At 62.4% G+C, this 25158-nt stretch carries 24 protein-coding genes; 12 read left to right on the forward strand and 12 right to left on the reverse strand.

The genetic code is table 11. The features are described from left to right. Positions 1 to 105: 105 nt before the first annotated feature. Positions 106 to 747, forward strand: a complete 642-nt coding sequence (locus GGD65_RS38780; protein WP_183238623.1) for a tetratricopeptide repeat protein — start codon at positions 106 to 108, stop codon at positions 745 to 747. Between the two features lie 145 nt (positions 748 to 892). Here the strand turns inward: GGD65_RS38780 and GGD65_RS38785 are convergent, their stop codons facing one another. After that, positions 893 to 1249 carry a hypothetical protein gene (locus GGD65_RS38785; protein WP_018323278.1) on the reverse strand — a complete coding sequence of 119 codons (357 nt, stop codon included), beginning with the start codon at positions 1247 to 1249 and terminating at the stop codon, positions 893 to 895. Positions 1250 to 1425: 176 nt separating this feature from the next. Then, positions 1426 to 2226, reverse strand: coding sequence for a hypothetical protein (locus GGD65_RS38790; RefSeq protein ID WP_026202904.1), 801 nt, complete (start codon positions 2224 to 2226; stop codon positions 1426 to 1428). Between the two features lie 231 nt (positions 2227 to 2457). On the opposite strand from GGD65_RS38790, the gene GGD65_RS38795 reads away from it, so the two are divergent. Further along, a complete protein-coding gene (locus tag GGD65_RS38795; RefSeq protein WP_014497428.1) occupies positions 2458 to 2751 on the forward strand; it encodes an antibiotic biosynthesis monooxygenase in 294 nt (97 codons plus the stop codon). A gap of 296 nt (positions 2752 to 3047) precedes the next feature. On the opposite strand, the gene GGD65_RS38800 is transcribed toward GGD65_RS38795, so the two are convergent. From GGD65_RS38800 to GGD65_RS38810, 3 genes are all read right to left on the reverse strand, one after another. Then, positions 3048 to 3896: a hypothetical protein gene (locus GGD65_RS38800; RefSeq protein ID WP_183238624.1), complete on the reverse strand. Its 849-nt coding sequence runs from the start codon at positions 3894 to 3896 to the stop codon at positions 3048 to 3050. Positions 3897 to 3907: 11 nt separating this feature from the next. Beyond that, positions 3908 to 4264, reverse strand: coding sequence for a hypothetical protein (locus GGD65_RS38805; RefSeq protein WP_183238625.1), 357 nt, complete (start codon positions 4262 to 4264; stop codon positions 3908 to 3910). Positions 4265 to 4357: 93 nt separating this feature from the next. Next, positions 4358 to 4894, reverse strand: coding sequence for a hypothetical protein (locus tag GGD65_RS38810; RefSeq protein ID WP_183238626.1), 537 nt, complete (start codon positions 4892 to 4894; stop codon positions 4358 to 4360). Between the two features lie 863 nt (positions 4895 to 5757). Here GGD65_RS38810 and GGD65_RS38815 point away from each other — a divergent pair. The 3 genes from GGD65_RS38815 (at position 5758) to GGD65_RS38825 (ending at position 8657) form a co-directional block, all read left to right on the forward strand. Then, complete coding sequence (locus GGD65_RS38815; RefSeq protein ID WP_183238627.1) at positions 5758 to 6093, forward strand: AlpA family transcriptional regulator; 336 nt, start codon at positions 5758 to 5760, stop codon at positions 6091 to 6093. Positions 6094 to 6168: 75 nt separating this feature from the next. Continuing rightward, positions 6169 to 7299: a bifunctional DNA primase/polymerase gene (locus tag GGD65_RS38820; RefSeq protein ID WP_183238628.1), complete on the forward strand. Its 1131-nt coding sequence runs from the start codon at positions 6169 to 6171 to the stop codon at positions 7297 to 7299. A gap of 2 nt (positions 7300 to 7301) precedes the next feature. Continuing rightward, positions 7302 to 8657: an AAA family ATPase gene (locus GGD65_RS38825; protein ID WP_183238629.1), complete on the forward strand. Its 1356-nt coding sequence runs from the start codon at positions 7302 to 7304 to the stop codon at positions 8655 to 8657. A 552-nt stretch (positions 8658 to 9209) separates the two neighbouring features. On the opposite strand, the gene GGD65_RS38830 is transcribed toward GGD65_RS38825, so the two are convergent. Beyond that, positions 9210 to 10409: a Shedu immune nuclease family protein gene (locus GGD65_RS38830; RefSeq protein ID WP_312017777.1), complete on the reverse strand. Its 1200-nt coding sequence runs from the start codon at positions 10407 to 10409 to the stop codon at positions 9210 to 9212. Between the two features lie 229 nt (positions 10410 to 10638). Here GGD65_RS38830 and GGD65_RS38835 point away from each other — a divergent pair, with 229 nt between their 5' ends. After that, the gene (locus GGD65_RS38835) at positions 10639 to 12372 is read left to right on the forward strand and encodes a retron Ec67 family RNA-directed DNA polymerase/endonuclease (protein WP_183238631.1); all 1734 of its coding nucleotides are present in this window, start codon (positions 10639 to 10641) and stop codon (positions 12370 to 12372) included. 407 nt (positions 12373 to 12779) lie between these two features. Here the strand turns inward: GGD65_RS38835 and GGD65_RS38840 are convergent, their stop codons facing one another. The 3 genes from GGD65_RS38840 to GGD65_RS38850 all read right to left on the reverse strand — a co-directional run bounded on the left by GGD65_RS38840 (position 12780) and on the right by GGD65_RS38850 (position 16029). Next, on the reverse strand, positions 12780 to 12974 hold the full coding sequence (locus GGD65_RS38840) for a hypothetical protein (protein WP_183238632.1): 195 nt from the start codon (positions 12972 to 12974) through the stop codon (positions 12780 to 12782). Between the two features lie 117 nt (positions 12975 to 13091). Next, on the reverse strand, positions 13092 to 14357 hold the full coding sequence (locus tag GGD65_RS38845; protein ID WP_183238633.1) for a site-specific integrase: 1266 nt from the start codon (positions 14355 to 14357) through the stop codon (positions 13092 to 13094). A 226-nt stretch (positions 14358 to 14583) separates the two neighbouring features. Further along, positions 14584 to 16029 carry a short-chain fatty acyl-CoA regulator family protein gene (locus tag GGD65_RS38850; RefSeq protein WP_018323280.1) on the reverse strand — a complete coding sequence of 482 codons (1446 nt, stop codon included), beginning with the start codon at positions 16027 to 16029 and terminating at the stop codon, positions 14584 to 14586. A gap of 231 nt (positions 16030 to 16260) precedes the next feature. On the opposite strand from GGD65_RS38850, the gene GGD65_RS38855 reads away from it, so the two are divergent. The 3 genes from GGD65_RS38855 to GGD65_RS38865 all read left to right on the forward strand — a co-directional run bounded on the left by GGD65_RS38855 (position 16261) and on the right by GGD65_RS38865 (position 18886). Then, positions 16261 to 17895, forward strand: coding sequence for an isocitrate lyase (locus GGD65_RS38855; protein WP_026202905.1), 1635 nt, complete (start codon positions 16261 to 16263; stop codon positions 17893 to 17895). A 30-nt stretch (positions 17896 to 17925) separates the two neighbouring features. After that, a complete protein-coding gene (locus GGD65_RS38860) occupies positions 17926 to 18135 on the forward strand; it encodes a hypothetical protein (RefSeq protein WP_018323282.1) in 210 nt (69 codons plus the stop codon). Between the two features lie 196 nt (positions 18136 to 18331). After that, a complete protein-coding gene (locus tag GGD65_RS38865; protein ID WP_018323283.1) occupies positions 18332 to 18886 on the forward strand; it encodes a hypothetical protein in 555 nt (184 codons plus the stop codon). Positions 18887 to 19008: 122 nt separating this feature from the next. Here GGD65_RS38865 and GGD65_RS38870 read toward each other — a convergent pair whose 3' ends face one another. After that, on the reverse strand, positions 19009 to 19890 hold the full coding sequence (locus tag GGD65_RS38870) for a metallophosphoesterase (RefSeq protein ID WP_092261623.1): 882 nt from the start codon (positions 19888 to 19890) through the stop codon (positions 19009 to 19011). A 107-nt stretch (positions 19891 to 19997) separates the two neighbouring features. Between GGD65_RS38870 and GGD65_RS38875 the strand changes: the two genes are divergently transcribed. The 3 genes from GGD65_RS38875 (at position 19998) to GGD65_RS38885 (ending at position 21768) form a co-directional block, all read left to right on the forward strand. Next, positions 19998 to 20489, forward strand: coding sequence for an NUDIX domain-containing protein (locus GGD65_RS38875; protein WP_092261555.1), 492 nt, complete (start codon positions 19998 to 20000; stop codon positions 20487 to 20489). Between the two features lie 149 nt (positions 20490 to 20638). Next, entirely contained in the window at positions 20639 to 21157 is a 519-nt protein-coding gene (locus tag GGD65_RS38880; RefSeq protein ID WP_018323286.1) for a GNAT family N-acetyltransferase, read from the forward strand. Between the two features lie 128 nt (positions 21158 to 21285). Next, positions 21286 to 21768: a GNAT family N-acetyltransferase gene (locus GGD65_RS38885; protein ID WP_179735116.1), complete on the forward strand. Its 483-nt coding sequence runs from the start codon at positions 21286 to 21288 to the stop codon at positions 21766 to 21768. 160 nt (positions 21769 to 21928) lie between these two features. Here GGD65_RS38885 and GGD65_RS38890 read toward each other — a convergent pair whose 3' ends face one another. Both GGD65_RS38890 and GGD65_RS38895 read right to left on the reverse strand, forming a co-directional pair. Next, positions 21929 to 24298, reverse strand: a complete 2370-nt coding sequence (locus tag GGD65_RS38890; protein WP_092261553.1) for a TonB-dependent receptor — start codon at positions 24296 to 24298, stop codon at positions 21929 to 21931. A gap of 149 nt (positions 24299 to 24447) precedes the next feature. After that, the gene (locus tag GGD65_RS38895; RefSeq protein ID WP_183238634.1) at positions 24448 to 24852 is read right to left on the reverse strand and encodes a DUF2946 family protein; all 405 of its coding nucleotides are present in this window, start codon (positions 24850 to 24852) and stop codon (positions 24448 to 24450) included. Positions 24853 to 25158 lie beyond the last annotated feature (306 nt).

Raw genomic sequence — 25158 nt, forward strand, 5'->3', positions numbered from 1 at the left:
GTGACCTGGCGCACACAGGATGGTCCGAGCCGGTGTTAAGACCCCGGCGAGACACTTCCTTCGAAAGGGGATGCGTGACCGGCCCGCTGCCGGCCACCGTCGAAGATGACCAGAGCTGCCGTACCATTGCTGATCGTCCTGTGCGTGCTCGTCGGCCTGTCCACGCACATGGTCGTCAATTGCGGCGACGAGGACGATCCCGACATCTGCTCCGCCGTGATCGGCTTCTCGCCGCTGCGCGGATCGCTGATCGCCTTTGCCTATGAGGGGCGCGGACGGATCGCGCTGCGCCACGGCGACTTCAGGCGGGCGGTCGCCGATTTCGACGAGGCGATTCACCTCAATCCCAACCGCGCCTCGCTCTATCGCGACCGCGCGCTCGCGCGCCGTCAGAACGGCGACCTCGAACTCGCCATCGCCGACTATGACGAGGCGATCGCGCATGATCCCAAGCGCGCCGCGCCCTATCACCAGCGCGGTCTCGCGCTCGCCGCCACCGGCGATCTCGACCGCGCGATTCTGAGCTACAACACGGCGGTTCGCCTCGACCCCTCGGATGCGCAGGCCCGCCTCGACCGTGGCCTGGCGTTCCTCGCCCGCGGCCAGGCCGACGATGCGCGCGCCGATTTCGAGGCGGCGCTGGCGCTGCCCGCCGGCAAGGACGGTCGCACCCGCGAAGCCGCGCGCGCTAGGCTCGCTGAGCTCGCCAGCGCCGAGCCGGCGCAGGTGTCAGTGCCGAGGCAGTGAGGGGGCTCTATCCACCGAATCCTGGAATCGCAGGGTGGGCAAAGGCGCCCTTGCGCCGTGCCCACGATCTCTACAATACGGCAACAGACGCGTGGGCTTGCCTACCCTACGGCGCTGATTGTGCGGAGAGATACTTCTCGTCCGCCTACTTCGCCTTCTTGGCTTTGGCCTTCTTCGCCTTCGCGGCCTTCTTCGCCGGCTTCTCTTCCTTCGCCTTCTTCTCGACCTTCGCCGCCACCGGGGTACTGGCGGCAAGCCGCATTGACCGCGCGTAGCTGTCGGCGACGTTGTCGGCGGACATCTGCAGGCGCTTGGCGGCGGCGGTGGCCTGCTCCATGGTGGCCTTGGCCATCATCTTGAAGCGGTCGCCGGTCTCCTTGCCCTTGGCCTTGGCCGCCAGGCCGTTGAAGCGATCCCGCCGCTCCTTGGCGCGGGTCATCAGGCCCGTATGCAGCTGTCTGGCCAGTTGCCGGATCACGACATCCAGGTCGGCGTCCGCCATGTTGTTCTATCCTCTTCGAAAAATGGGTCTCGATGCGGGCGGAACTATGCAGATCGGGCCCCGCCTTGGCAATTCCCACCAGGGCGTCATCCGCAGCTTCCCGCCTGCAAAACAAAAAAGCCGCGCATTTCGCGCGGCTCTTTGGTTGATCTGGCTGAGGCAGCTCTACGTTCGCCTCACTTCAGCGAGGCGACCGGGCCGTTTGCCGCCGCCGGCTCCGGGTCGAAGCCGAACACGCCGACCAGGTATTTGTAATAGTCCGGCATCTTCTCCTTGAGCGTCTCGCGCGACTTCGGATCGTGGAATTCGCTCTTTCCGGCCAGGAAGATGCTGGCGGTCACGGCAAAGAACTCCATGGGGTTCTTCAACGCATAGGACTCCTTGGGCAGCAAGTCCTTGGACTTGGCAAGGGCGAAATAGGCGATCACGCCCTTGTTGGCGTAGCCGTCCGGCAACAGCCGCGCGTGATAGGCGTGCAGCAGCTCGTGCAGCAGCACGGCTTCCTTTTCGTAGCGCATCATGTCCGGCCGCAGCATGATCACGCCGAGGCCCGAATCGACCGCGAGGTCGACGGCGTTCGGATTGGTCCAGCGCTGCTTGTCGTGGTCCCAGACCGTCAGCGTCCGCGGCACGCGGCGTTCGACGTTGGGAGCGACGCGGCCGTAGCAGGCGGTGGCGGCACCTTCGTCGAGGCAGGCGAGCTCGCTGGCGATGATCGGCACGGTGCGGAAGAAGCGCAGCACGCGCGGCGACAGGCCGGCCGCCTCGACCGCGTCGATCTGGCTCTTCAGATTGTCGGTGAGCTTGTCGACATCCTTGCGGTCGGAATTCTCCGACAGGTCGAACATGTAGCCGCGATAGCTCTGGAAGCCCGGCGGCAGCGACTGCGCTGCATCGGCATCGAGCGATCCGGCTTGGGATGGATTGGCGAAGAGCGCGCCGACAATGGTTGCGGTCAGCAGCAACGCAATGCGCATGATGAACCCCCTGATGTCACTTCGCCCGGCAGAATAGGCCACCGTTGTTTGCGAAAGGTGAGTGGGGCAAGACTAAGGCAGCGATGTTGAGGCGTGCTTAACCGTTGGTTGCAGATCGCTGCGGCAGATTAGTGCGGGGTTAACCAAGCGTGGATTGGCGGCGGGCTTCGGCGTAACATCGGCTCCGGGCACAGAGCCCAAAAGTCCAGACAGCCGGAAGGGGAGGATGCCATGTATGCCGCCATCCGTCAGGCCAAGGCGAAAAGCGGGAGCGCGGAAGAGCTGGCGCGCCGCATCAAGGACGGCGCCGTTCCGATCATCAGCGACGTCGACGGTTTCCGTGCCTATTACGTCGTCTATGCCGGCGACGATACCGTGACCGCGATCTCGATCTTCGACAAGTTCGAGCAGGCGGAGGAGGCGAACCGGCGGGCGATCGCCTGGATCGAGAAGGATCTCGGGCCGTTGCTTGCGGGCCATGCGAGCGCGGCTGCGGGGCCGGTGATCGTGCATACGCTGGCGTAGGGCCTTGTTTGCGATAGTGGCGAGCAGCGGCCGCATGTTCGGTCGTCATGCCCGGGCTTGTCCCGGGCATCCACGTCTTTCCTCGCACGCTGTAGCGCGTGGATGGCCGGGTCAAGCCCGGTTGCCCAGTCCTTCCTGGCTGGGGCTTTTACGTCATCTGCGACCCGGGGGCTATCCCCGGGCTGGCTGCTGCAAGAGTGGGTCCGGGCCGCGCACGAAGGAAGCCATGCCGCCCGGTGTGGGGGTTGTTTCCATGCACGCGGACACTCGCCCACTTGTCCGCGGCCGCCTCGACGCTAGGCGGCTATCTCGCTCCGCCTGGGCACTACCGCCAATCCCAGGACGGCAGCCGGGCTAGCCTTGTCACGCCGCGGAATCGTGAGGCCGTTCTCCTTGGCTCGGACGACGTAGAACTCCTCCTCCAACTCCAACGCTCGAATGCGGTGGTCGAGGTCGGCCAGCTTCCGCTTTCGGTCATCGGGGTGCATGACCACGAGGCCGCGCCGAAGCTCTTCGGCCCGAAGCTCGTCGATTCGTGCATGAAGGGCGTCTGCGAGTTGGTCCGCGTTGAGCCACGCGAGCATCGCGATGGCCTCGGCCCCGGAGCTGGTCCAACCGCTGCCGTGCTGGACTCTCAGATGGCCGTTCTCGACCCTGATGCTGGGCGCACCCTGCTTCGCAAGAGCCTCGACGTGTGCGTCGGCCTGAAGATACAGGTCCTCGACCGGGGGAACTGAGTTGGCCACGCTCTTTCTCGTGTTGAGCAGCTGCTCTAGCTCGATGCGCACAATCTCCACGCACTCTTGCAAGTCGTCGCTCTCGTCGCGATGCCACTCAACTACAGGGACGTCAGTCAGCTCGACCCCAACGGGAAGAGTGTCGAGCCACGAGCGCAGGCCCGCGACCTGACGCGCGAGGCGGGCGTGATGCGTCTGCTCGATCTCGCGTCGGCCGTGGAGCCGCTGGACCTCCCCCTCTAGTGCGGCCCACCGATCGGGATCGGCCTCTTGGTTGATGTTGCGCATCGCTGCCTGCGACTCGCGGATGCGCCGCATAGTCAGGTCGACGAGGCTCCCGGCTTGGTCCACCTCGTCGGCGAGGGCCGAGAGTTTGGCGGCTGCCTTTGCAGTCAGTCGGTTTGTCATTTGTTGCCTCCTCAGTGACGCCATGCGTCGGCGAGCCGACGATCGCGCTCGACCCGTGCCGCTTCTGCGTCGCGAGCCGGCGAAGTGGCTGGCCGACGCTCCAATGCCGCCAGCTCGGCAGCGAGAGACGGCTGCTGCGGAGGCTGAGGCGCTGGCGTGCGCCACGCGTTCGACAGTCGCTCCTTGCGCGTCTCGATGTCGGCGATCCTTCTCGCTCTTTGCTCGTCGGAGAGGACGGCCGTGCGCTGCGCGTCCATCATGCTGACGGCTCTTCGGATCGCGAAGCCGTCGCGAAGCACGCCGCGCTCGTCGAGCGCCTCGCCCGACTCCGCGAGCGTCCCGTCGCTTACTCGTAGATAGTGGTTCATGGTCTCTTCCTTGAAGGTGCGGCTGGGGCTGTGCCCCGCCATTGCTTAAACGCATAAATGCTACCTTCGGTAGAGTCGACCACGCAATCGCAATTACTCTATGCGCGCCGTTCCGGGTGCGAGCTGCTCGAACTCTTCATCTTCGGCGGTGTCTTCGTTGGCAGCGATCGGCGTGTCGTTCGAGGGCGGCGCGAGCGCGAGTAACATTGGAACCGGAAGGCCTCGCCTATTTAGCTCGGCAGCGGCCTCCGCAACGGTGTACGTGCGAGGAGCCTCCTTAACGTCAAGCTGCAGAGGCAGAACGCGCTCAAGCAGCTTCGCAAATGTCTGGCGCTCTTTGCTCGCGAGCATCATGAGATAGCCAGTAAGTCCGTCCTTGCCCTTGCCGTCTTGCCCCAAGAGTGTCGCCGCCTGCAAGATCGCGTCCTTGAGCATCACAGTCGTGCGATTGCGCTGTCCTTTCGCACGTCCCGGCCCCGGTCGCGTGCCCTTGGCAAACGATCCGTCGGGCTTGCGCGGTGTCTTTGCATTGCCGGGCAGATGATGCAGTTCTGCCTGTGGAGCGGCGGACTTGGTCTTTTGTCCCACTACGCGCCATGGCTTGCCGGTGTTGTTCGCCTTACTGGTCATGTCTTGGTCGTCCTCAGTTGGGCACGACGCAAATTGATCCAAAACGGGCATGCAATTCCGCGCCGCGCGCTGGCCCAGCAATAAGCCCCCGCCCGTCGTGCGAGCAATCGCCACGAATGTTAGAGCTGCAGGGGTGTGAAATTGTCGCTGCGGGCTACCGGGCGAGAACCGGCTATTTCGCTCGTTTGCGGTTGTATCGAGTCTGTTGAGTTTACCTGTGAGTGGTAAATCTGCTGGGAGAGCACTCGCGTCGCTCGATTTCGCCACGGTTTTAGAGGCGGCGGACACTTGCCGGCCACAACCGCAGCGGCTCCATGCACCTATTGCGTGTTGGTCTTGCGCACAATGCGCAGTAACCCGCAGTTCGATGTGCGCGTTCTGCGCTGCGATCCGCGCATAATGCGCAGAAAACATTCCCCCTAAAGGGGGAATAAAATATTCTGCGCTGCACGAATGGCGTAAGGCCAGCCCGGCGCAGTACCGGGCCTCGCGGTCCCGGATACGTGCGCTGGTCGGAGCTGGCCGTTCGCGCGGTTGTGTTTTGCAGCCAGGGCCAAATGGGCACGCGCAAAACCTACAGCCGCAGCGTGTGTGTATAACCGAAATTTGGCGATTGCACCCCCCGCGCATTGCTGGCAGGCTTTGCGTACGCCGCACTAGCCTCCCGGTATGAGTATCGGCTCGGGCTCTCATTACTCCTTGCGGTGGCACGTGCAGTGCGCCGTGCCATACGCAAAGCTCTGTTGAGAGACAACACGAGGCAAGCTGAATCCCAATCTCTGGGGTTCTCTTGCCGTTGCGCGCGCAGCTTCAACACCGACGCACTTTCGGCCTGAGAACCCTCCGACAAGGAGGAGTTATCAATGTCCGTCAAGGATCACCAACGTGCGCTGATGCTGTCAGCCGCGACGAATGAGCCGTCGCCAAGCGGCACCCGGCGCCTACCGCCACCGCCCGGCGCAAAGCGAGCGCCCAACCGCTGGCGCGCCGACTATCCCATCCCAGCAGTCAGCAACGGCCGCGCGCTGATCGATCCGCGCGAGACCGCGCGCCGCGTCGGCTGCCATCCCGTTACGTTGTACCGCTGGATGAAGACGCTGCCGGGCTTCCCTATCGCCATTCGCATCAGCCCCAACCGCATCGCGTTCTTTGAGGACGAGGTCACAGCCTACATCGACAGCCGCCCGAGGGTCGCGTGATCAAAACAAAACCCGCCCAGACAGAGCCACCTGTCCGAGCGGGCTAATCAGCATGTTCTGCAAGGAGAACAAGCCGTGTCCAAGAATACCGCTATCCGCCCGCTTGAGCAATCTGCCCCCACGCACATCGTGCCGCTCACGACGGTTGAAGCCGCCGTACACTACTCCACTGCGCGTGGTTTCCATTGCTATCCCCTCCGGCCGGGCACCCGCACGTCATATCTCTCGTTCAAGACAACGGGACGAAAGTGGGGCGCTACCAATGACCCCGCAATGCTTGCTCGAATGTTCGCGCGATATCGAGATGCCGAGCTGTGCATCGTCACGGGCGAACTGTCTGGCGTGTTTGTACTCGATGTTGACATGCCTAAGTCAGGCAAGGAGGGGCGCAACGGCCCCGAGTCGCTCGCGCGACTGGTGAGTATCCATGGCCCGCTACCGTCGACGCTGACTGCACGTACGCCCAGCGGGGGCACCCACTATTTCTTCGAGTGGCCGGGCTACTACGTCAAGAACAGCGTCGGCAGAATTGGCGCTATCGGTCCCATTTCTAGTGGCCTCGACATACGAGGCGACGGTGGCATGGTCGTGGCGGCTCCAAGCAAGGGCCGCGTTTGGCTCGACATGAACCACCCGATTGTGCCGGCTCCACAGTGGCTCCTCGACCAGGTACGTGACGGCTTTGATCTCCGGCGGAGCAAGACGGCTGGTGCGTTAAGAGCACGCCGGACAGCAACCCATCCGAGACAGCGGGATGCGCCTGATGCTGAGCCTGTGGTAGTCGCGATGATGCGGCAGAGTGCGGGGCATGGACTGTCAGCTGCGCCGGAGGACAACAGCGATGAGGACATGTTCCTCAAGATTTACTTGGCACTCAAGGTCATACCGCCGGAGAAGCTGACTTATTTGGACTGGTTTACGATCGGAGCTGCCATCTACAACGAACTGCGCGAAGAGGAGCGATATGGAAGCTCGGCTTTCGACTTGTTTCACGAGTGGACCAAGACTGATGGTCGATACGACACCGCGCTCTGCGAGGGCGAGCCAAGGGGCCTGATCTATTGCAGGGAGAAGTGGCAAGAAATTGTAACGTACCGCGCCGTTGGCAAGCCAGCGCGGTTCGGCAAGATCGACACGATAGCGAAGCGCTTCGACACAGAGCGGCTGTGGCGTGACCAATATTACACACTCATCGGGAGGAAATGAGCGTGACCCCCGAGCATGCACAGAAGACCGACAATCTCGTGGCCAACTTCCAGAAAGAGAAAAGCGAGCGCGACGCCAAGGCTGAGGGTTCGAGCAGACCGAATTATCCGAGCTTGAAAATTGGCCCCGTTCACATTCGAACAGGCGATAAGAGTACGCCTGCCAGACCTTGGCTCGTCAAGAACTTCGCCATGCGCCGCCGGCTCACGTTCATTATCGGTACCGGCGGTTCAAACAAGACCACATGGGGATTTCAAGCCCTGTTCAACTTCGCACTCAACTTGACGTTCGCGGGCTATAAGCCCATGCGCGCGCTCAAGACGCTCGTGGTCTCCGGCGAGGAGGATACCGACGAGATGAAGCGCAAGCTGGAGGCTCTCGCTCATCATCATCTTGGGAAGAAGTTCACGCCAAAGAACGTCGCGGAGCTGATGAGCCAGTTGCACCCAGTCTTTCACACATACGAACCGGACGAGACCGCCCTTCGAGACGCCATTCCCTGTCAGCCGATTCTTGAGATGGTCCGGGGCACCATCAGACGAACCGAGTTCTTCGATCGGGTCAAGGCTGACGTCATCGAAGGAAAGTACGACGTCATCTATTTCGACCCGTTGATCTCGCTTCACGCGGGCTTCACGGAGGGCGAGACCATACCGCTAATGCAAGCGCTGGTTTTAGCCCTTCGCGAGATCGCGATAGCCGGCAACTGCGCGGTGATTACCGCCCACCATACCAGTCAGGGCGGCGCGACGGATATTAATAATCAGCACGCCTCCAGAGGCTCCACGGCTCTGCCCGACGGCGGGCGCGTGCAGATCAACATGATGGGCATGACCGAGGAGACCGGAAAGGATTTGTTTCCCGGCGACCCGGACGCCTATCTCGACTACGTCGAGCTTGCCAATACCAAGGCCACGTACAGCCGCAAGACCACGCGACAGATCTTCAAGCGGGTGCCGTACGAGCTAGAAACTCCGCTCGAGAATGGCGACAAGGACTTCGGCATAGTTCTGGTCGAGCAGACCCATCTGCAGCAGAAGCTGAGAGAGCCGAGCATCTCGGAGCGTCCGTGGTTCACAGAGTTTCTCGACGCTGTTGATGCCGCCTTCCAATCAGGCGAGCCCTACACGGCTGCGAGGAAGGGTAAGGGCAAGCGAGCCGACACACTTCTCGTAGAAGGCTTCGGCGTAGCGTCCGTGAAATACGCTCAGGCCGCGCTAGATGGGCTGGTTGGACAGCACATTCTGGTCTCAGAACTCCACCACGACAAAAAGGGCAAGCGAGACGTTAAAGTGTATCGGGTGAACTTTAGGCCCGCCCCTCCCGGGTCAATCGAGAACGCCGAGCAGCACATTTGATCAATACTGCGAATCCGTTAGCGCCAAGGTTGCGTGCCTTGAGTCCGCACAATCCCCAATGGGTTCTCGGCCCCTTCGCAAGGCGGCCTGCACGGGCAATTTTGGCGCTGGGGGGTGGCCCACCTACCGCCATGCCCCGAAATCAACTCCCAGCGGTCGCGCAGCGCCTCCTGGCGAAGCCCAAAATGGCCCCGCCTCGCCAACCGCGGCCCGGCTTCGGGTAGGCGGCCTGTGGCGCTTGCTGCGGGCCAGCCCGCCACCGGCACCACCCGGCGGGAAGCGGCCTCCGGTGGCTCGCCCAGCGATCCGCAAAACACCCCGTTAACTCGGGCGCATCGCGTTGATTGTCCCGGTTTCGCGCAGGATATAGCTGGTTTGCCCGTCGTGAATGACGGGAGACTGGCTATGGGTACGAAGCTGGGCGATGCCAAGCGGGCGCGCAGGTTGGCGAGGCTGTTCGAAGAGTGGCGACGAGCATACGACGCGCAGGACGTTGATACGATGAAACGCGCGAAACTTGCCATCGACGCCGAGCGTCGAGCGGTACGAAGGTTAATCTCGATCATCCGGCGACGGTGATCCGCCGGGTGCATGCTCAACGATAAAGCGTGCCCGCTGTAGGAGCTCGTCGAACGTTACGATTTCCGGGCGCCACGTGTGACGCCTAAAGAGCTCGAACGATCGATACTTTGGTATGTTAACGCCGCTCGTCGTCTGAAACTCCCCTAAAGACCCGACCACGAGACAAGATCGCGGCTCGATGTTAAACAATGCTTCGCCAGTGGGATCGCCCATCTCATCCTGCGGCGATAACTTTTGACCGATAGCCTCGACAGCTTGGTGCACGGTCGTTTGCATTTGCGCAACGCCCCCGGCAAGCTCAGCTGACGGAGACCACGCACCTGGCCGATAGGGAGTTGGGCCGAGCAGCGCAGTATCGTGCCTTTTTATCTCAATAAAGCAGAGCGAACTGATAATTCCCCTTGTCTTCATGAGGCCATCCGAGCGCTTGCCCGGCCCTGTCAGATCGCGCCCCCTGACGATCTGCTCTAATTTTCTTTCGTCGAGCTTTGACAAAAATTGATAAGATAGCCCGTATCCGAAGATCCAAGTGTTGATCTCAAAGAATTGCTGCCAGACGTCCTCTGGCCTGCAGTTGAGACGCGCACGCTCTTGGTCAAAGAAATTCTGATCCTGCAGCAGTGCTTCGAAATGCTTTAGCTGCTTTCGACGATAGCCCACCGCAACAAGGTCGCGGGTGATGTCTTCGTGCTGCGCAAGCTCCAGGAACAAATCGGGATTTTTCGAGAAGATTTGGCGTGCCTGCCCCTGATCAAGAATGATGTCGCGCAAAAGGTCATCAGACACGTGGACTTTTGCAGCTCCATCAAGGGCCACGGTCTTGAGCCCGGCCACAAACTCCATCAAAGCATTGATCTCGTCACCGACAAACGAGAAGTATTGCCGATCGTGGGGACCGCTCTTGCTTGAATATTTCTGAATTGTTAGCGTCTTAATTGAGCGGTCATCCTCCAGGAATGTGGCCTTAATCTCGTAACGTCCAGCCGGTGTGCGCCGCAGGACGATCTCGTCCTTGAGCGTCGCAAGCTTCATGCCGCCTTGCCCATCTACAATATGGCTCGCGATCCGGACTTTCGTCCCGGATAGACCATCAACAATCCGTTTGCTGATGATGGTTTTGTCGGTTCTACGGTCGAAGAACCACCTTCGCTCGTCATAATCTTCGGCCACGACTGTCACCGAGGTGAGAAATTGCTGGAACGAGTGATTCGCAATCTTGCGTTGATCTCACATTTAGATACCATGCACGTAAGCTTACAGGCAGATTCGTTGTCGTGTTTCGCGATATATGATTCGATGTCAGGGACGCTGCTCCCTGTGATCCGTATGATATGTTTCGGCCTATGGCCTGCGCGCTCGCGTAGGAGTGCCTGTAAGCCTCATTATCTGGTGAGCAGTCTTGTCGGCCCTCCAAGCGCTTCGATCAGCCCGAAATCGTTATGACGTTGCGGCAATCCTCGGCTACAAGCCGAGCGCGCTATCCTACATCGTATTCCAAATCCCGACCGCAAATAAGTACACAGTCTTCGAAATCGACAAAAAGGGCGGCGGCCAGCGGCGCATCGATGCACCGATTGAAAAGCTCAAGGGTCTACAAAGACGGCTCGCGGACACGCTCTACGAATGTCTTCGCGAGCTGGAGTCCACCGATAAGGTAAAGAACAAGCTCTCTCATGCATTTCGGGAAGATTTTTCGATCATCACAAATGCGAAGGCTCACCGCGCTCGCCGCTTCGTACTGAACCTTGATCTTTCGGATTTTTTCCCAAGCTTGAATTTTGGGCGCGTTCGCGGCTTCTTCATGCGCAACCGAAGCTTTCGGTTGGCTGAACCGGTCGCAACAATCATTGCTCAGATTGCATGCAACAATGGCGTCCTGCCGCAAGGTAGCCCCGCGTCACCCATCATTTCGGAGTTGATGACGCATTTTCTGGACATTCGGCTCGTCCGATTGGCAGCACGAAATAGGTGCTCCTATACGCGCTACGCCGATGACATAACTTTTTCAACCAATTTAGAGGAATTCCCTGCCGCACTCGCGACTGCGGAGGGGCAATCCTGGAAGTTGAGCGATGAGCTAAGGTCCAGAATTAGAGATGCTGGCTTCGAAATCAATGATGCCAAGACACGGATGCAGGTTCGTGGCAGCCGACAAACCGTGACTGGGCTGACAGTGAACGAAAAGGTGAATGTGCAACAGTACTATTACAAGTCTGCTCGCGCAATGACGCACGCGTTCATTACAACGGGGAAATATATTCGCAATGGAGATGAAGAGACGTCCGTCCAGCGTCTCGAGGGCATCCTTAATCACATATATCATATCAAAGAGCGCTTGATCGACATCGGCATCGAAGCGCAAGAAAATGATGAAAAGAGGCACAAGCTCCACGCAGATCGCACTAAACAGAAGAATGAGTATCCATCGGCTATTCGGCTACTGTATTATCAGCTGGTGTTTTTTAAGCACTTCGTGGACCCATCGAGGCCGCTCATCGTGTGCGAGGGTCCTACTGATCCGGTCTATTTGAAGTGTGCCCTGCGGAGTTTGGCAACGTCGCATCCAAAGCTTGCCACCGCAGTAGACGGCAAAATTTCTCTCGCTGTGAACTTCTTTAAATACTCGGATCAGTCTCGCGATCTGCTGCAGTTGCGAGGTGGCGCCCCGGATTTGAAATTCTTTCTTCAAACATGGAAAGACAAGCTGGCTAAATACAAGCATCGTCCTATGAAGCATCCGGTGATCATCTTGATAGACAACGATGATGGGGCAACGGAGATTTTCAAGCTATTGCAAAGCAGGAAAAAATTCGGAATTGATATAAGTCACGCCACGGATCTTCCGTTTTATCATCTCGGCAATCATCTCTATCTTATAAAAACGCCTATCAACGGGCCGAACAACAAGTCTTGTCCTGAGGACTTTTTTGAGACCTCTGTTCGAGAAACGCCGATCGACGGCAAGCGATTTAATCCAGATAAGGAGCACGAAGCGCCCGGAGAATACGGAAAGGTTGTCTTCGCTGAGCGTGTGGTCCGCCCACAAGCTGCCAATATTGATTTCTCTCGCTTTGATCCAATACTGGCCCGTATCGAGGCAGTCATCGATGATTACGCGGCGAGAAAAAGTTAAGCATCCTTATTGCTCAATGATACGCTGCCGAACACGAAACGCTTGAGCCCGCCCGTAATCTCTTTCTCATTTGATCCTCCCAAGCCAGCGCCTCGGCGAGGTCGATCTCGGCGCAGCGGAGAAAATGACGCGCTTCATCGATATCCTCGGCCGGCCATCTCGATGAGGGCTAAATTTTCGCTCAGCATGTCTAGGGCCAGCCATAGCGCTTCGAGCTGTTGGAGCTTGAGCCTCACTTAATGCCTCCCCTTCAGACGTGAACAAATTTACGACATTGCTACCGGCCTCTGCTGCAAGGATGGCGCGCAGGCGCGCGTTCCACAGACCGAGGCCTGTCGCTTCTCCTCGGCCTAGTCCTGCGTCGTACGGCGCAGGTCGTGGAAGAGCATGTCCTCGCGGCGCGTGAATTAGGCGATCTCCAAGAACTCGGCGATCTCGTCGAGCGTTGCGTCGAAATGGCCGCCGCGCACGACGCAGTTCGTCGACGCCTCCAGGAGCATGTAGTCGCCAAGGTTGTTGAAGTCCACCTTGCGACGCGACTTCCGCAGCATGTACCCGTCGCGCCTTGCGCGGGAACGAACGGCACTCTCGGTGAGCCTCATTTCCGTCCTCCGTTTCGCGAATGTTATCATACCTTGGCGCTTGCGAACCACCGGCTCCCCATGCATCGGTTAATGTGCGCGCAGAACGTCAGGTCCACGAGGATCACAAGCCGTGGTTTATGCAGACGTGAACAAATTCACGACATTGCTGGCCGGCTCTGCCGCAAGGATGCCGCGCAGCCGCGCGTTCCACAGCCCGAAGCCCTGCCGCTTCTCCTCGGCGTAGTCGTACAGGTCGTAGACGGCGTGCATGCCGCTGTTGTGCGCGATCATTACCTCGCGGACTCGGTCCGATATCTGCGGAATCGCACTCAGGTTGGTGCGCATCGTGCGGCGCAGGTCATGGAAGACCCAGTGCGGCAGCGGACCGGTCATCCGGTCGATGCGCTCTTTCGCCTTGCTCCAGCCGTTGGCGGGCCGCTCGCCGAACGTGGTGGTGAAGAGATGCGGGCCAGCGTTGAAGCGCGGCAGGTCTGCGAGCAGCGCCAGCATGTCCTCGGTAAGCGGCACGAGATGGTCGTGGTCCATCTTCATGCGCTCCTTGGGGATGATCCAGAGCTTCTTGCGCAGGTCGAACTCCGGCCACACAGCCTCGGCAACCTCTGCACTGCGCTGGCCGCACAGAATCATGAGCTTGATGCAGGGGCCGTACGGATACGCGAGCTGGCCCGCTGCATTCCACACGTCGCGAAGCTCGTCGTCCTTCAGCACCCGCGATCGGCGGCGCTTCTTGCCGTAGATGGCCCGACCCTGCACGAGCTGCGCGGGCGAGACCTCCAGTCCATGCTTGCCACTGGCCACGGCCCACGAGAACAACTGCTTGACGTGCCCCAGCAGGTTGCGAGCCTGAGCGGGAGCCGGCCCCTGCTTCTTCGCGTTGGGCGCGGGGGCCCGGCCCTCGGCCTTGTCCTCGATGACCTGCGCGATCTCCTGCCGAGTTATGCTAGTGACAGGACGACCCCGCCATCGCGGGATAAACTCACGCCTCACGTCGCGCTCGACCTCTTCGGCCTTGCGCTGATGCTTGATCTTGAGGAACCACGCCTCGGCGACCGATTCGAACGTCGTCTCCCGGCGCAATCTTGCCTCGGCCTCTGCCGCGCGCTGCTTCTCGCAGGGATCGACGCCCAGCTCGACCAGCTCAAGCCACTCGCGGGCTCTCTTGCGAGCTGCAGCGAGGGAGAGGCGATCCGCGTTCCCGATCTCGCGCCGCGTCGGCACCTTGCCACCCGGCCACTTGAGATACAGGAAGTAGGTCTTGTGGCAGCGGTCGGTGACGCGCACTCCAAAACACGGCGTCATGGTATCGTAGCACTCGACCCGCTTGCCGCTAGGTGCCGCCTTGATGTTGCGGACGAACCTGTCTGTTAGCTTTCGTCTCATGTCTTGCTCCTCAACCGGAGCAAACACGATTGGCGGGACGGGGCCAAACCGGGGGCCATGAACCCCCGCTATTGGTCGCTAAGCGTCGCTACTCCGTGTTATCACTTGCAAGCACGGCATTAGACTAAAGGACAATCCCGTTGTTGACAGTTTTGTCTCCTTGCTGCGGCCCGCTATCGGGAGGCAACTGTGTCAAGCCCGGCCATGACGAAGGAGAGAGTGCCCGTCACAACTCCCGCGCATTCGAGAACGCGAAGCTCGATACCCGCCGCGTCGTCTCGTCCAAAATCAGCGTGCGCGTGATCGGCGGTTCGGCGCGCTGGGCGCAGTTTTCGCGCTCGCAGAGGCGGCAGTTGACGCCGATCGGAGTGCCCTCGGTCTTCTCCAGGTCGATGCCGGCGGCGTAGGTCAGGCGCGCGGCGTGACGGATTTCGCAGCCGAGGCCGATGGCGAAGCGCGGTTGCGGCAGCGGGTGCGGCGCGACGGGGCGGCGCACCATCTGCGCGATCGAGAAATAGCGCGTGCCGTCGGACAGCTCGATCACCTGCTTGAGCAGGCGATCGGGCGTGTCGAAGGTCGAGTGCACGTTCCACAGCGGACAGGTGCCGCCGAATTTCGAGAACGGGAAAGTGCCGGACGAGAAGCGCTTGGAGACGTTGCCGGCATTGTCGACGCGCAAGAGGAAGAACGGAATGCCGCGCGCGTTCGGCCGCTGCAGGGTGGTGAGCCGGTGGCAGACCTGCTCGAAGCCGGAATTGAATCGCTGCGCCAGCACGTGGATGTCGTAATTCAGGGCTTCGGCCGCGGCGAGGAACGCGGGGTAGGGCATCATCACGGCCGCTGCAAAGTAGTTGCCGAGCGTGATGCGGAACAGCCGGCGCGGCGCGTCGTCGAGCGGTCCGGCACGGCCGATGATGCTCTCCAGGGCTTGCGCGCATTCGCCGAGGCCAAGCTGGAAGGCGAGCTGGAAGGCGCGGCCGGGCGGATCGACCAGCTCGGAGATCAGCAACTGGCGACGATGGCGATCGAAACGCCGCAGCGTCTCGCGCATCACGTCGACCGGCATGACGCGGGTCTGGATCGAATGCTTCTCACGCAGCCGCGCCGCGAGCGCTGCATAGAGTCCCTCGGCCGGCACGTTCAGCTCATCGCGAAGGGCCTCCGCGGCCTGCTCGAGCTCCGGAAAATAGTTGCGGTTGGCCTCGATCAGCTCGCGGACGCGCTCGACCGGATTGGCCTCAAAGCGCGTGCCGACGTCGCGGTCGGCCATCTGCGCCGCCGCCAGCGTCTCGCCCTGGCGCGCCTCGGTATAGGCGGCGTAGAGCCGTTGCAGCGCATGGGTGACGCCGGGGCAGAGCTCGGCGAGGTCGCGCAGCTCCTGCTTGGGAACGTCGATCTGGCGGAACAGCGGATCGGAGAAGATCTCGTTGAGCTCGGCGAAGAAACGGTCCTCGTCGGCGGTGGCGAGGTCGCGCAAATCGAGGTCATAGGTCTCGGCCAGCCGGAGCAGGATCTGCGCCGTCACCGGGCGCTGGTTGCGCTCGATCAGGTTGACATAGCTCGGCGAGATCCCGAGCCCCTCGGCAATCTGGGTCTGCGAAAGCCCCAGTTGCTGCCGGATCCTGCGGAACCGCGGGCCGACGAAGAGTTTCTTGCCGGAATTGGCGGGCATTTCTCAGGACTCCATACATATTAAGGACAGACTAACTGACCTATAATTTTTACAAGATTTACAAAATAACATCTATTACATGTTCCGATGTTACATGACATCACCAATAAAAAACAAGCCATCTATCCGAAGTTTCTGTTTTCGCGTTTAGCTCCTGACACGCATCTCGCAATGCACTGTCAAGAATGTCGATGGCCAGCCATCGCCATCGTCAGCGAAAGGATCAGGCACATGAACTACCAGCCGCGCGGCATCAGCACCCTTCAGGGCCCGGGTTCGTATCAGAACGAGGTCGAGGCGGCCCAGGCGCTCCTCAAGACCCAGCCGACCTGGAACGGGGTGACGGCCGAGGCCGTCGCACGCATGCGCCTGCAGAACCGCTTCAGGACCGGTCTCGACGTCGCCCGCTACACCGCTGCCTTGATGCGGGCCGACATGGCCGCCTATGACAACGACCCCACCAAGTACACCCAGTCGCTCGGCTGCTGGCACGGCTTCATCGCCCAGCAGAAGCTGATCTCGGTCAAGAAGCACTTCGGCGGCAAGACCGATCGCACCTACCTCTATCTCTCGGGTTGGATGATCGCGGCGCTGCGCTCCGAATTCGGCCCGCTGCCCGACCAGTCGATGCACGAGAAGACTTCGGTGCCGGCGCTGATCGAGGAGCTCTACACCTTCCTGCGCCAGGCCGACTCGCGCGAGCTCAACGACATCTTCCGTCTCCTCGACAAGGCGCGCAAGGAAGGCGACAAGACCCGCGAGAAGGAGCTGATCGAGAAGATCGACAACTTCCAGACCCATGTCGTCCCCGTCATCGCCGACATCGACGCCGGCTTCGGTAACGCCGAGGCGACCTATCTGCTCGCCAAGAAGATGATCGAAGCGGGCGCCTGCGCGCTGCAGATCGAGAACCAGGTCTCGGACGAGAAGCAGTGCGGCCACCAGGACGGCAAGGTCACCGTGCCGCACGAAGTGTTCATCGCGAAGATCCGCGCCTGCCGCCACGCCTTCCTCGAGCTCGGCGTCGAAGACGGCGTCATCGTGACCCGCACCGACTCGCTCGGCGCCGGCCTGACGCAGCAGATCGCCGTCAGCCACAAGCCCGGTGACATCGGCGACCAGTACAACAGCTTCCTGGATTGCGAGGAAATCACCGCGGAGAACGCCCGCAACGGCGACGTCATCATCAACCGCAACGGCAAGATGATGCGTCCGAAGCGGCTGCCCTCGAACCTCTACCAGTTCCGTCCGGGTACCGGCGAAGACCGCTGCGTGCTCGACAGCATCACTTCGCTGCAGAACGGCGCGGACCTGCTCTGGATCGAGACCGAGAAGCCGCATATCGAGCAGATCGCCAAGATGGTCGATCGCATCCGCAAGGTGGTCCCGAACGCGAAGCTCGCCTACAACAACTCGCCGTCCTTCAACTGGACGCTGAACTTCCGTTGGCAGGTCTACGACGCGATGAAGGAAGCCGGCAAGGACGTCAGCAAGTACAACCGTGCCGAGCTGATGAAGCCGGAATACGATGATACGCCGCTGGCGCAGGAAGCCGACGAGCGCATCCGCACCTTCCAGGCGGATTCGGCCAAGCGTGCCGGCATCTTCCATCACCTGATCACGTTGCCGACCTATCACACGGCGGCGCTCTCGACCGACAATCTGGCGAAGGAATATTTCGGCGACCAGGGCATGCTCGGCTACGTCAAGAACGTCCAGCGCGCCGAGATCCGTCAGGGCATCGCCTGCGCCAAGCACCAGAACATGGCCGGCTCCGACATCGGCGACGACCACAAGGAATACTTCGCCGGCGAGGCTGCCCTGAAGGCGGGCGGCGTCCACAACACGATGAACCAGTTCGGCTAACGCAGCACGCTATTGGACAGGAGACTGACAATGACCAAAGGCAGCAATTTCTGGGTGATCGGCGGCGAGTTCGGTTCGATGAACTTCCACAAGCTCGTGGAAGGCTCGGCCCAGGTGCAGGGTCCGTTCAAGACCCGCAAGGAGGCCGAGGACGCCTGGCGCACGGTCTCGGAAGAGAACCGCCACAAGGCCGGCGTCCGCTTCTCCATCGTGGAAGAGCCGTCGCGCGTCTCGGCCTAAAGGGCCTGGTGCCGACCTGAATTAAGAAGACGTCCAAGGACGGATGGTCCCATCCAGGCTCTGCCTGGGTGGGATCGTCTGTTTTTGGCACAGGTCAATCGCCTGTGGGTGCCGTAAGTATCTGGAATTATGGACCCTTTGCGGGCCTCAAGGTTGCTGATAGGTTAATGGAGGAAAGTCGAGGACGAGGCCGACAATGTCAGAGCCCGAAACCAGCGGGACCCATCCCGGCCAGCCACGCCCGGTGCGGCTGCGCGATGCGCTGCTGCGCGCGCGGATCGAGGCGGCCGACAGGACCGGCGTCGTCGTCGATCTCAGGGATGCCGAGGTGGCGCGGCTCGAGATCCTCAACGATGCGCTCGATCCCCTGTTCGCGCAGGTGCCTGACAGAATCGATCTGTTTGACCGCGGCATCAGCCAGGGCGATACGCCCAGACTCTGGATCGATGTCGTCGCCCACATCGTGATGGGGCGTGACAAGCGGATGTACCGCTTCGTCCAGGACACCCGCTTCGGCCGCATCGTGCTCGCCGAATCGCACGACACCGCTGTGATCGTCGAGGCCGTCACCGATTATGTCGCGCGCCGCATGGTCGAGCGCGAGCACGCGATGGTGGTCCCGCCCGAACCGAAGCCCGCAGTCGCGCCGCCGCCGCGCCGCTCGCGCCTGTGGCCGTTCGTGTTCGGCTTCGTGCTCGGCGCCGCCGCCTTGTTCGGCCTCGCCCTGTTGGCGGCCCTGCGGAGCTGGTGAGGTATTCTCCGCCGTCATTCCGGGGCGCGCCAAAGGCGCGAGCCCGGAATCCATTCATCCACCAATTCTGCGGCCCGATGGATTCCGGGCTCGCGCATCGCGCGCCCCGCAATGACATCGAACTAGATCAGCCTCACATGCTTGATCTGCCCCATCTGAAATCCCGCCCCGAGGCTCCGCACCGTCTGCTCGCAGCGCCAGCCGGCATTGTCCTTCTCGATTCTGAAAAGGTTGTAGGCCGCCGCCGGGTAGCGCCCGTGCGCGAGCGCGGAGGCGGAGGGCACGCCGAGCGCGGGAATGTTGCCGTTGGGACCCTCGAACCACATCGTCGAATGAATGTGGTCGTGCCCGTGCAGGATCAGCTCGACGCCGTGGCGCTTGAGCAGCGTCAGCAGCGCGGCCGAATCGGTCATCCGCTTCTGCCGCGCATCGGACTTCAGGGGATGATGCACCAGCAGCACGCGGAAGACGTCCTCGGCCGCGAGCCGTTCGAGCATTGCTGCAAGCGAGTCGAGCTGATCGCGGCCGAGCGTGCCCGTCGCCATCAGCGGCAGGGTCGGCACTGCCGTGGACAGGCTGATCAGCGCGAGCGGTCCGCGCCGGCGCACGGATGGAAAGCCGATGCCGCCGTCGTCACCGGCGAGATAGGGCGCAAACGTCTCGCCGAAGCGATGCGAGGTGGCGCGGACATAGGCGTCGTGATTGCCGGGAATCGTGGTGACGCGGTCGGGCGGGCCGACGCCTTCGAGCCAGGCGCGGGCAGGAGCGAACTCGGCTTCCAGCGCGAGGTTGACGAGATCGCCCGTCACCGCGATGTGGTCGGGCGCCTGCGCCTTCATGTCGGCGACCAGCGCATCGAGCACCTCGCGGCGCTGGTACTTGTGGCGGTTACGCGTCCAGTTGACGTAGCCGAGCACGCGCTTGCCGGCGAGCTCGATCAGCCGCGGTTTCGGCAACGGCGCTAGATGAGGATCGGACAGATGGGCGAGCGTGAAGGGGGCCAGCGTGTTGGGAGTCATGGCGTGCGATTGCCTCGCTATTGCTCCGTTGTAATGGCAAGGTCGCGGGGACTGTGCAAGCGGCGCCGGGACAGCGGCCTCAAGGAAGCCTGATGGGAGATCGTCTGGACCGCATTCGACGAAAATTCGAGCCGCTGCTGCGGCGAGTCTTCCACGCCTATTTCCTCATCGTCCGCGGCATGACGCTCGGCGTCCGCGCCGTGGTGCTGGATGCCGAGAATCGGGTGTTTCTGGTCAGGCACAGCTATGTCAGCGGCTGGTACCTGCCCGGCGGCGGCGTCGATCACGGCGAGAGCATGGAGCAGGCGATGCGGCGCGAGCTCAAGGAGGAGGGCGATATCGACCTCACCGGCGAGGCCGTGCTGCACGGCATCTTCCTCAACAGCCATGTTTCCCGCCGCGACCACGTCGCGGTCTACGTCGTCAGGCAGTTCAGGCAGGACCGCCAGCCCGAGCCCAACCGCGAGATCGTCGAGTGCGGGTTCTTCGCGCTCACGGCGCTGCCCGACGGCACCACCCGAGGGACGCGGCTGCGGATCGCGGAAGTGCTGGACGGCCGGCCAATGATTGCGACGTGGCGCTGAGGTCGGCCTGTGCTGATGCATCAGGAGATGTCGTTGAACGAATGCAAGCCGAGGGTTTCGGAACACCTCCCCTCGACCTCGAAAAGGAGCTGAGCGCGGTCCCTGCCCGATGGACCGCGCTGCGTTCAGGTGCTATCCCGCGAATTGACATGACCGATCTCTCACTGACCATCCTCCCTGAAGCCGCCGGCGATGCCCAGTCGATCGAGCGGCTGCACGAACGTACCTTCGGTCCCGGCCGCTTCGTGCTCAGCGCCTACCGGATCCGCGAGCACGTCGACCATCTGCTCGAATTGTCCTTCACCGCGCGCATCGGCACGCTGCTGGTCGGCTCGGTCAGGCAATTGCCGGTGCTGGTCGGCGAGACGCCGGCGCTGTTGCTCGGCCCGCTGACGGTCGAGCCGCCGTTCCGCGGCCGCGGTGTCGGCCGTCTGCTGATGGAGCGCGCGCTAAAGGACGCGAAGGCGAAAGGTCACCGCCTGGTGCTGCTGGTCGGCGACGAGCCCTATTACAGCCGTGTCGGCTTCAAGCCGGTCCCGAAGGGCCGCGTTACCATGCCGGGTCCCGTCGACGCCGCCCGCATCCTGGTGTTCGAGCTCGTCGATGGCGCCTTCGAAGGCGTGTCGGGCCCGGTCGGCCCGGACTGGAGCAAGGCGCGGGCAGGGTAGGGCGTCAGGTTCGTAGCCTGTAGCGCGGATGAGCGAAGCGATATCCGGGAAACCTGTCGATGCAGATGCACCGCCCCCGGATGTCGCTTCGCTCATCCGGGCTACGAGGCTCATACGGAGTATCGCCAATGCAGGTGCGTCCAGCTGATTCCACGGAGATCGACCACCTCGCGCAGCTGTGGCACGATGCCTGGCACGGGTCGCATGCGCATCTTGCGCCGCCCGAACTGGTCCGCCTCCGCACGCTGGCGAGCTTTCGCGATCGCCTCGCGGTCATGCTTGTCGATATCTGCGTCGTCGGCCCCTCCGGTGCGCCGCTCGGCTTGTGCGCCCTCAAGAGCGACGAACTGTACCAGCTCTTCGTGTCGCCAACCGCCCACGGGACAGGCGTGGCTGCGGCGCTGATCGCCGATGCGGAAGCACGGCTCGCCGCGCGTGGTGTGGAGCTGGCGTGGCTCGCCTGCGCGGTCGGCAACATGCGGGCCGCCCGGTTCTACGAGAAGAGCGGCTGGCGCAACGCCGGCACCTTCGTGATGATGTCGGAAACCTCGAAGGGGCCTTTCCCTGTGGATCAGTGGCGCTTCGAGAAACGGCTGACGCGTAGTTCGTAGCCCGGATGGAACGCAGCGCAATCCGGGAAACCTCTCGCTACAGATGCACCGCCCCGGATTTCGCTGCGCTCCATCCGGGCTACGATGCTGTCAATGACGCGCGCGGCCGCGCCTGACACTCCGTCGTTGCCGGGGCCCGCGGGCCCCGGCTTGATCACCGTCAGAACTTGAAGTTCGCGAACGCACGCACGCCGATGCCGGGCATCAACACCTCGTCCTTGGTGTAGGATACGGAGTTGCGGATGTTCTCGTTGAGGAGATTGTTGCCGACGATGCCGGCCATCATCTCGCGCGCGCCGAACCAGTTGCGGTCGAGCTTGGTCTTGTAGCTGACCTCGGCCTTCAACAGATTGTAGCCCGCCGTCGGCGTCTCGGCGATCACGGCGATGTTGTTCTGCGCGAAGGCGTGCAAGAGGTTGACGCGCATCAGCCAGTTGTCGTCGCGCCAGAACACGCCGCCGCCCATCCGCACCGGCGGAATGCGCGGCACGTTGGTGCCGTCGCTGAAGGTGGCGCGGACCACGTCGAGCTGGTTCTCGATGCCCCAGATGCCGCCCTGGAACGCGCCGACGTCGAGCTGCGACTGGAATTCACCGCCGCGGAAATTGGCATTGCGCTGCGAATACACCGCCTGGTTCAGCTCGGCGCCCGGCGTGCCGCAGGAGGCAAAGTCGTCATCGCAGGACACGCCGGTGAGGCGGCGATAGATGAAATTGTCGAAATGCGTGTAGTAGACGGTCGCTTCGAAGCGGAACGGCCCCGTCGCCTTGCGCACGCCGAGTTCGACCGATTTGGCGGTCTCGATGGTGAGGTTGGGATTGCCGATGTCGAAGGTCGCAGTCGCGTCATGGCCGCCGCGTGAAAACAGCTCGGCCGCCTTCGGCGCGCGCTCGACATATTGCGCGGTGATGCTGCCGACCATGCCGCCCGGCAGATCCTGCAGCAGGCCGATGCTGCCGCTCTTGGGCGTGAAGGACGGATTGCGCGCGATCGCCGCCTGCGGCGTGCCGTCGGGCAAATAGTCGGCCGGGAAGTCCGGCGTCGTGCCGTGCAGCTCGACATGCTCGATGCGGCCGGCGATCTGCGCCCGCGTCGCCTCCGTGAACTTGAACTCGTTGAAGGCGTAACCGGCAACGCGCGTGCTGTTGTTGGGGTCCCACAGCCCGTTGAACAGCGTGCCGGGATTGTCCGGGCTCGGCGCGCTCAATTCCTGATGCCCGACCTGGAAGCCCAGCGCCGTCGTCACTTCGGCGAAGCGCGCGTTGAACGGCATCAGCTGCACCTCGGTGCGGATTTCCTGCTCCTTGTTGGTGAAGGTCTGCCTGATGCCGTCGCTGTTGAGGTCGGCGGGATCGGCAAGGCCGATCTCGTTGTGGCGGTAATCGGTCGCGCCGGCCCAGAAGCGGACGGCGTCGATCGCGGCGGCGTCGGGATGATACTCGCCCTTGACGTTGATCTTGGTCTGGTGGCCGTCGATCCGCGTGCGGTGGTCGGCGCCGTCGATGCCGGGGATGTGGTAGAGCGAGTCGTTCTGCGTGATCGATGCGCCGATATAGCCGCCCTGGAAGAAATAGGACCCGCCGATCGAGGCGCCGTCCGAGCGCGTCGCCGAGTTCGGCTGGCGGCCGTTCACGGGGCGCGACTGATCGTTCAGATAGGGGTAGCTCGGGATGGAATAGTCCGAGGTCGTGCGGCCATAGGCGTCGGCGTGGAACGCGAAATTGCCGCCGCCGGTGTCGAGCAGCACGCCGCTTTCGACGCCGCGATCGACCGAAGAGAACGCGGTGCGGGTCTCGGCTGTGACGCAAGGCGAGGTCGCGGCGGTCGCGAGCGGCGCCTTGGTCGGCAGGCCGTAAGCCTGGAATGACGGCGCGCAGTTCGGCACCGCATCCGGAATCCGGTTGTTGGTGGCACTGACGACGCCGCCGATCGAGGTCGAGCCGTAGCGCAGCGCGGCGGGCCCGCGCACCACTTCGATCTGGTTGGTCGCAAGCGGATCGATCGGGACGAAATGATCCTCGCCGAGATCGGACGCGCCGCTCGAATTGGTGCCGTTCTCGACGATGCCGACGCGGTTGACGTCGAGACCCCGGATGATCGGCCGGCTGGATGCGCCGGGCGCGAAGCTCGAGCCGGTGATGCCCGGCTTGGAGAACAGGAGATCGCCGAGCTGGCCGCCGCCCTCGCGGCGGATCTCCTCGTTCGGCACCACCGTGACCGTCGCGAACTGGTTGGTCACAATAGGCAGCACGCCCTGCTGGGGCGCGGCGGGCACGGCGGCCGCCGGCTCTGCTTCCGCCGCTTGTTGGCGGCTGCGCACTCGCGCAGTCCGCGTGCCGCGGCCCGGATTGCGCGACGGCACCACCGCTCTGCGCACGATGGGGCTCGGCGCCGTCACGGTAACGGCGGGGATCTCGGTCGACGATTTGTCTTGCGCAGGCGTTTGGGCGAAAGCAGGCGTGGCGGCAGCGCCGAGCAGGAGCAGGCTTGCTCCGCCAAGACGCTGCGCGCGTCGCAATTTGAATGACATGGTCCTGATTCCATTCAGGCGCCGTCCGCGTGATGGTCTTTTGATCGGGAGGCGGCCTGCCGTCGCGGCGCGACGGAATTCGACTTCAACTTCTCCCGGGTATTTGCCGATGCGCGGCGAGCCCGGGCGTGATCAAGCGATGTTGAGAGTCAGTACGCGGGAGGGGCGCGCGGCTGGAACGCCGTGCCGGCCGATTTCAGATGGAGAAATTCGGCATCAGTGGTGCGGTGGAGCAGCTCGATCGCCTGCGGCAGCAGCAGCACGGGCGGCGTTGCCGATATGACGGCGCCCGCCATCGCGACGACGGCGCAGATCGCGCAATTGTCCTCGCCCGGATGCTCCCGGTCGGGAGCGGCGGGCGATTGCTTCTGGATCGCGGCGCGGTCGATCGCAGCAACGCCGTTGGCGCTATCGGTCTGCTGGAGCGAGGCCTGGGCAAGCGGCGCGGCCTGCGCGAACCAGTGGCTGTGCCCGAACGTCAGCGCGAACTGCACCAGCATCGCGAACAACGCGAGCCGGGCGCCGTGCCTGATATTCGACCGGAACCACTTCATCTGGAAAAGCCACCCCACGTCGCGGCACATCAATTCCCTGGCGTCGCGACGTTATAATGTAACATCGCGCGATCGGTTCATGGATGTCAACGGCGCGGCAGGCCTGTCTGTGCAGGCAGCAGTCCGATGTGTCGTTCGGGCAACTAGACCACGATGGATTCAAGTCCAGTTCAGCGGACAGCGTTGCTCTCTCCGTTCCCTCCCCCCTTTGGGCAGGGGAATCGCATATGGGTTTTGTCTAGCTATTGCATTGGAAGGCAAGACGGATTCTGAAGACGACTCCCGGAAGACGGAGGGGGTCGGATG

The organism is Bradyrhizobium sp. CIR18 (assembly GCF_014198295.1).
Classification (GTDB): Bacteria; Pseudomonadota; Alphaproteobacteria; order Rhizobiales; family Xanthobacteraceae; genus Bradyrhizobium.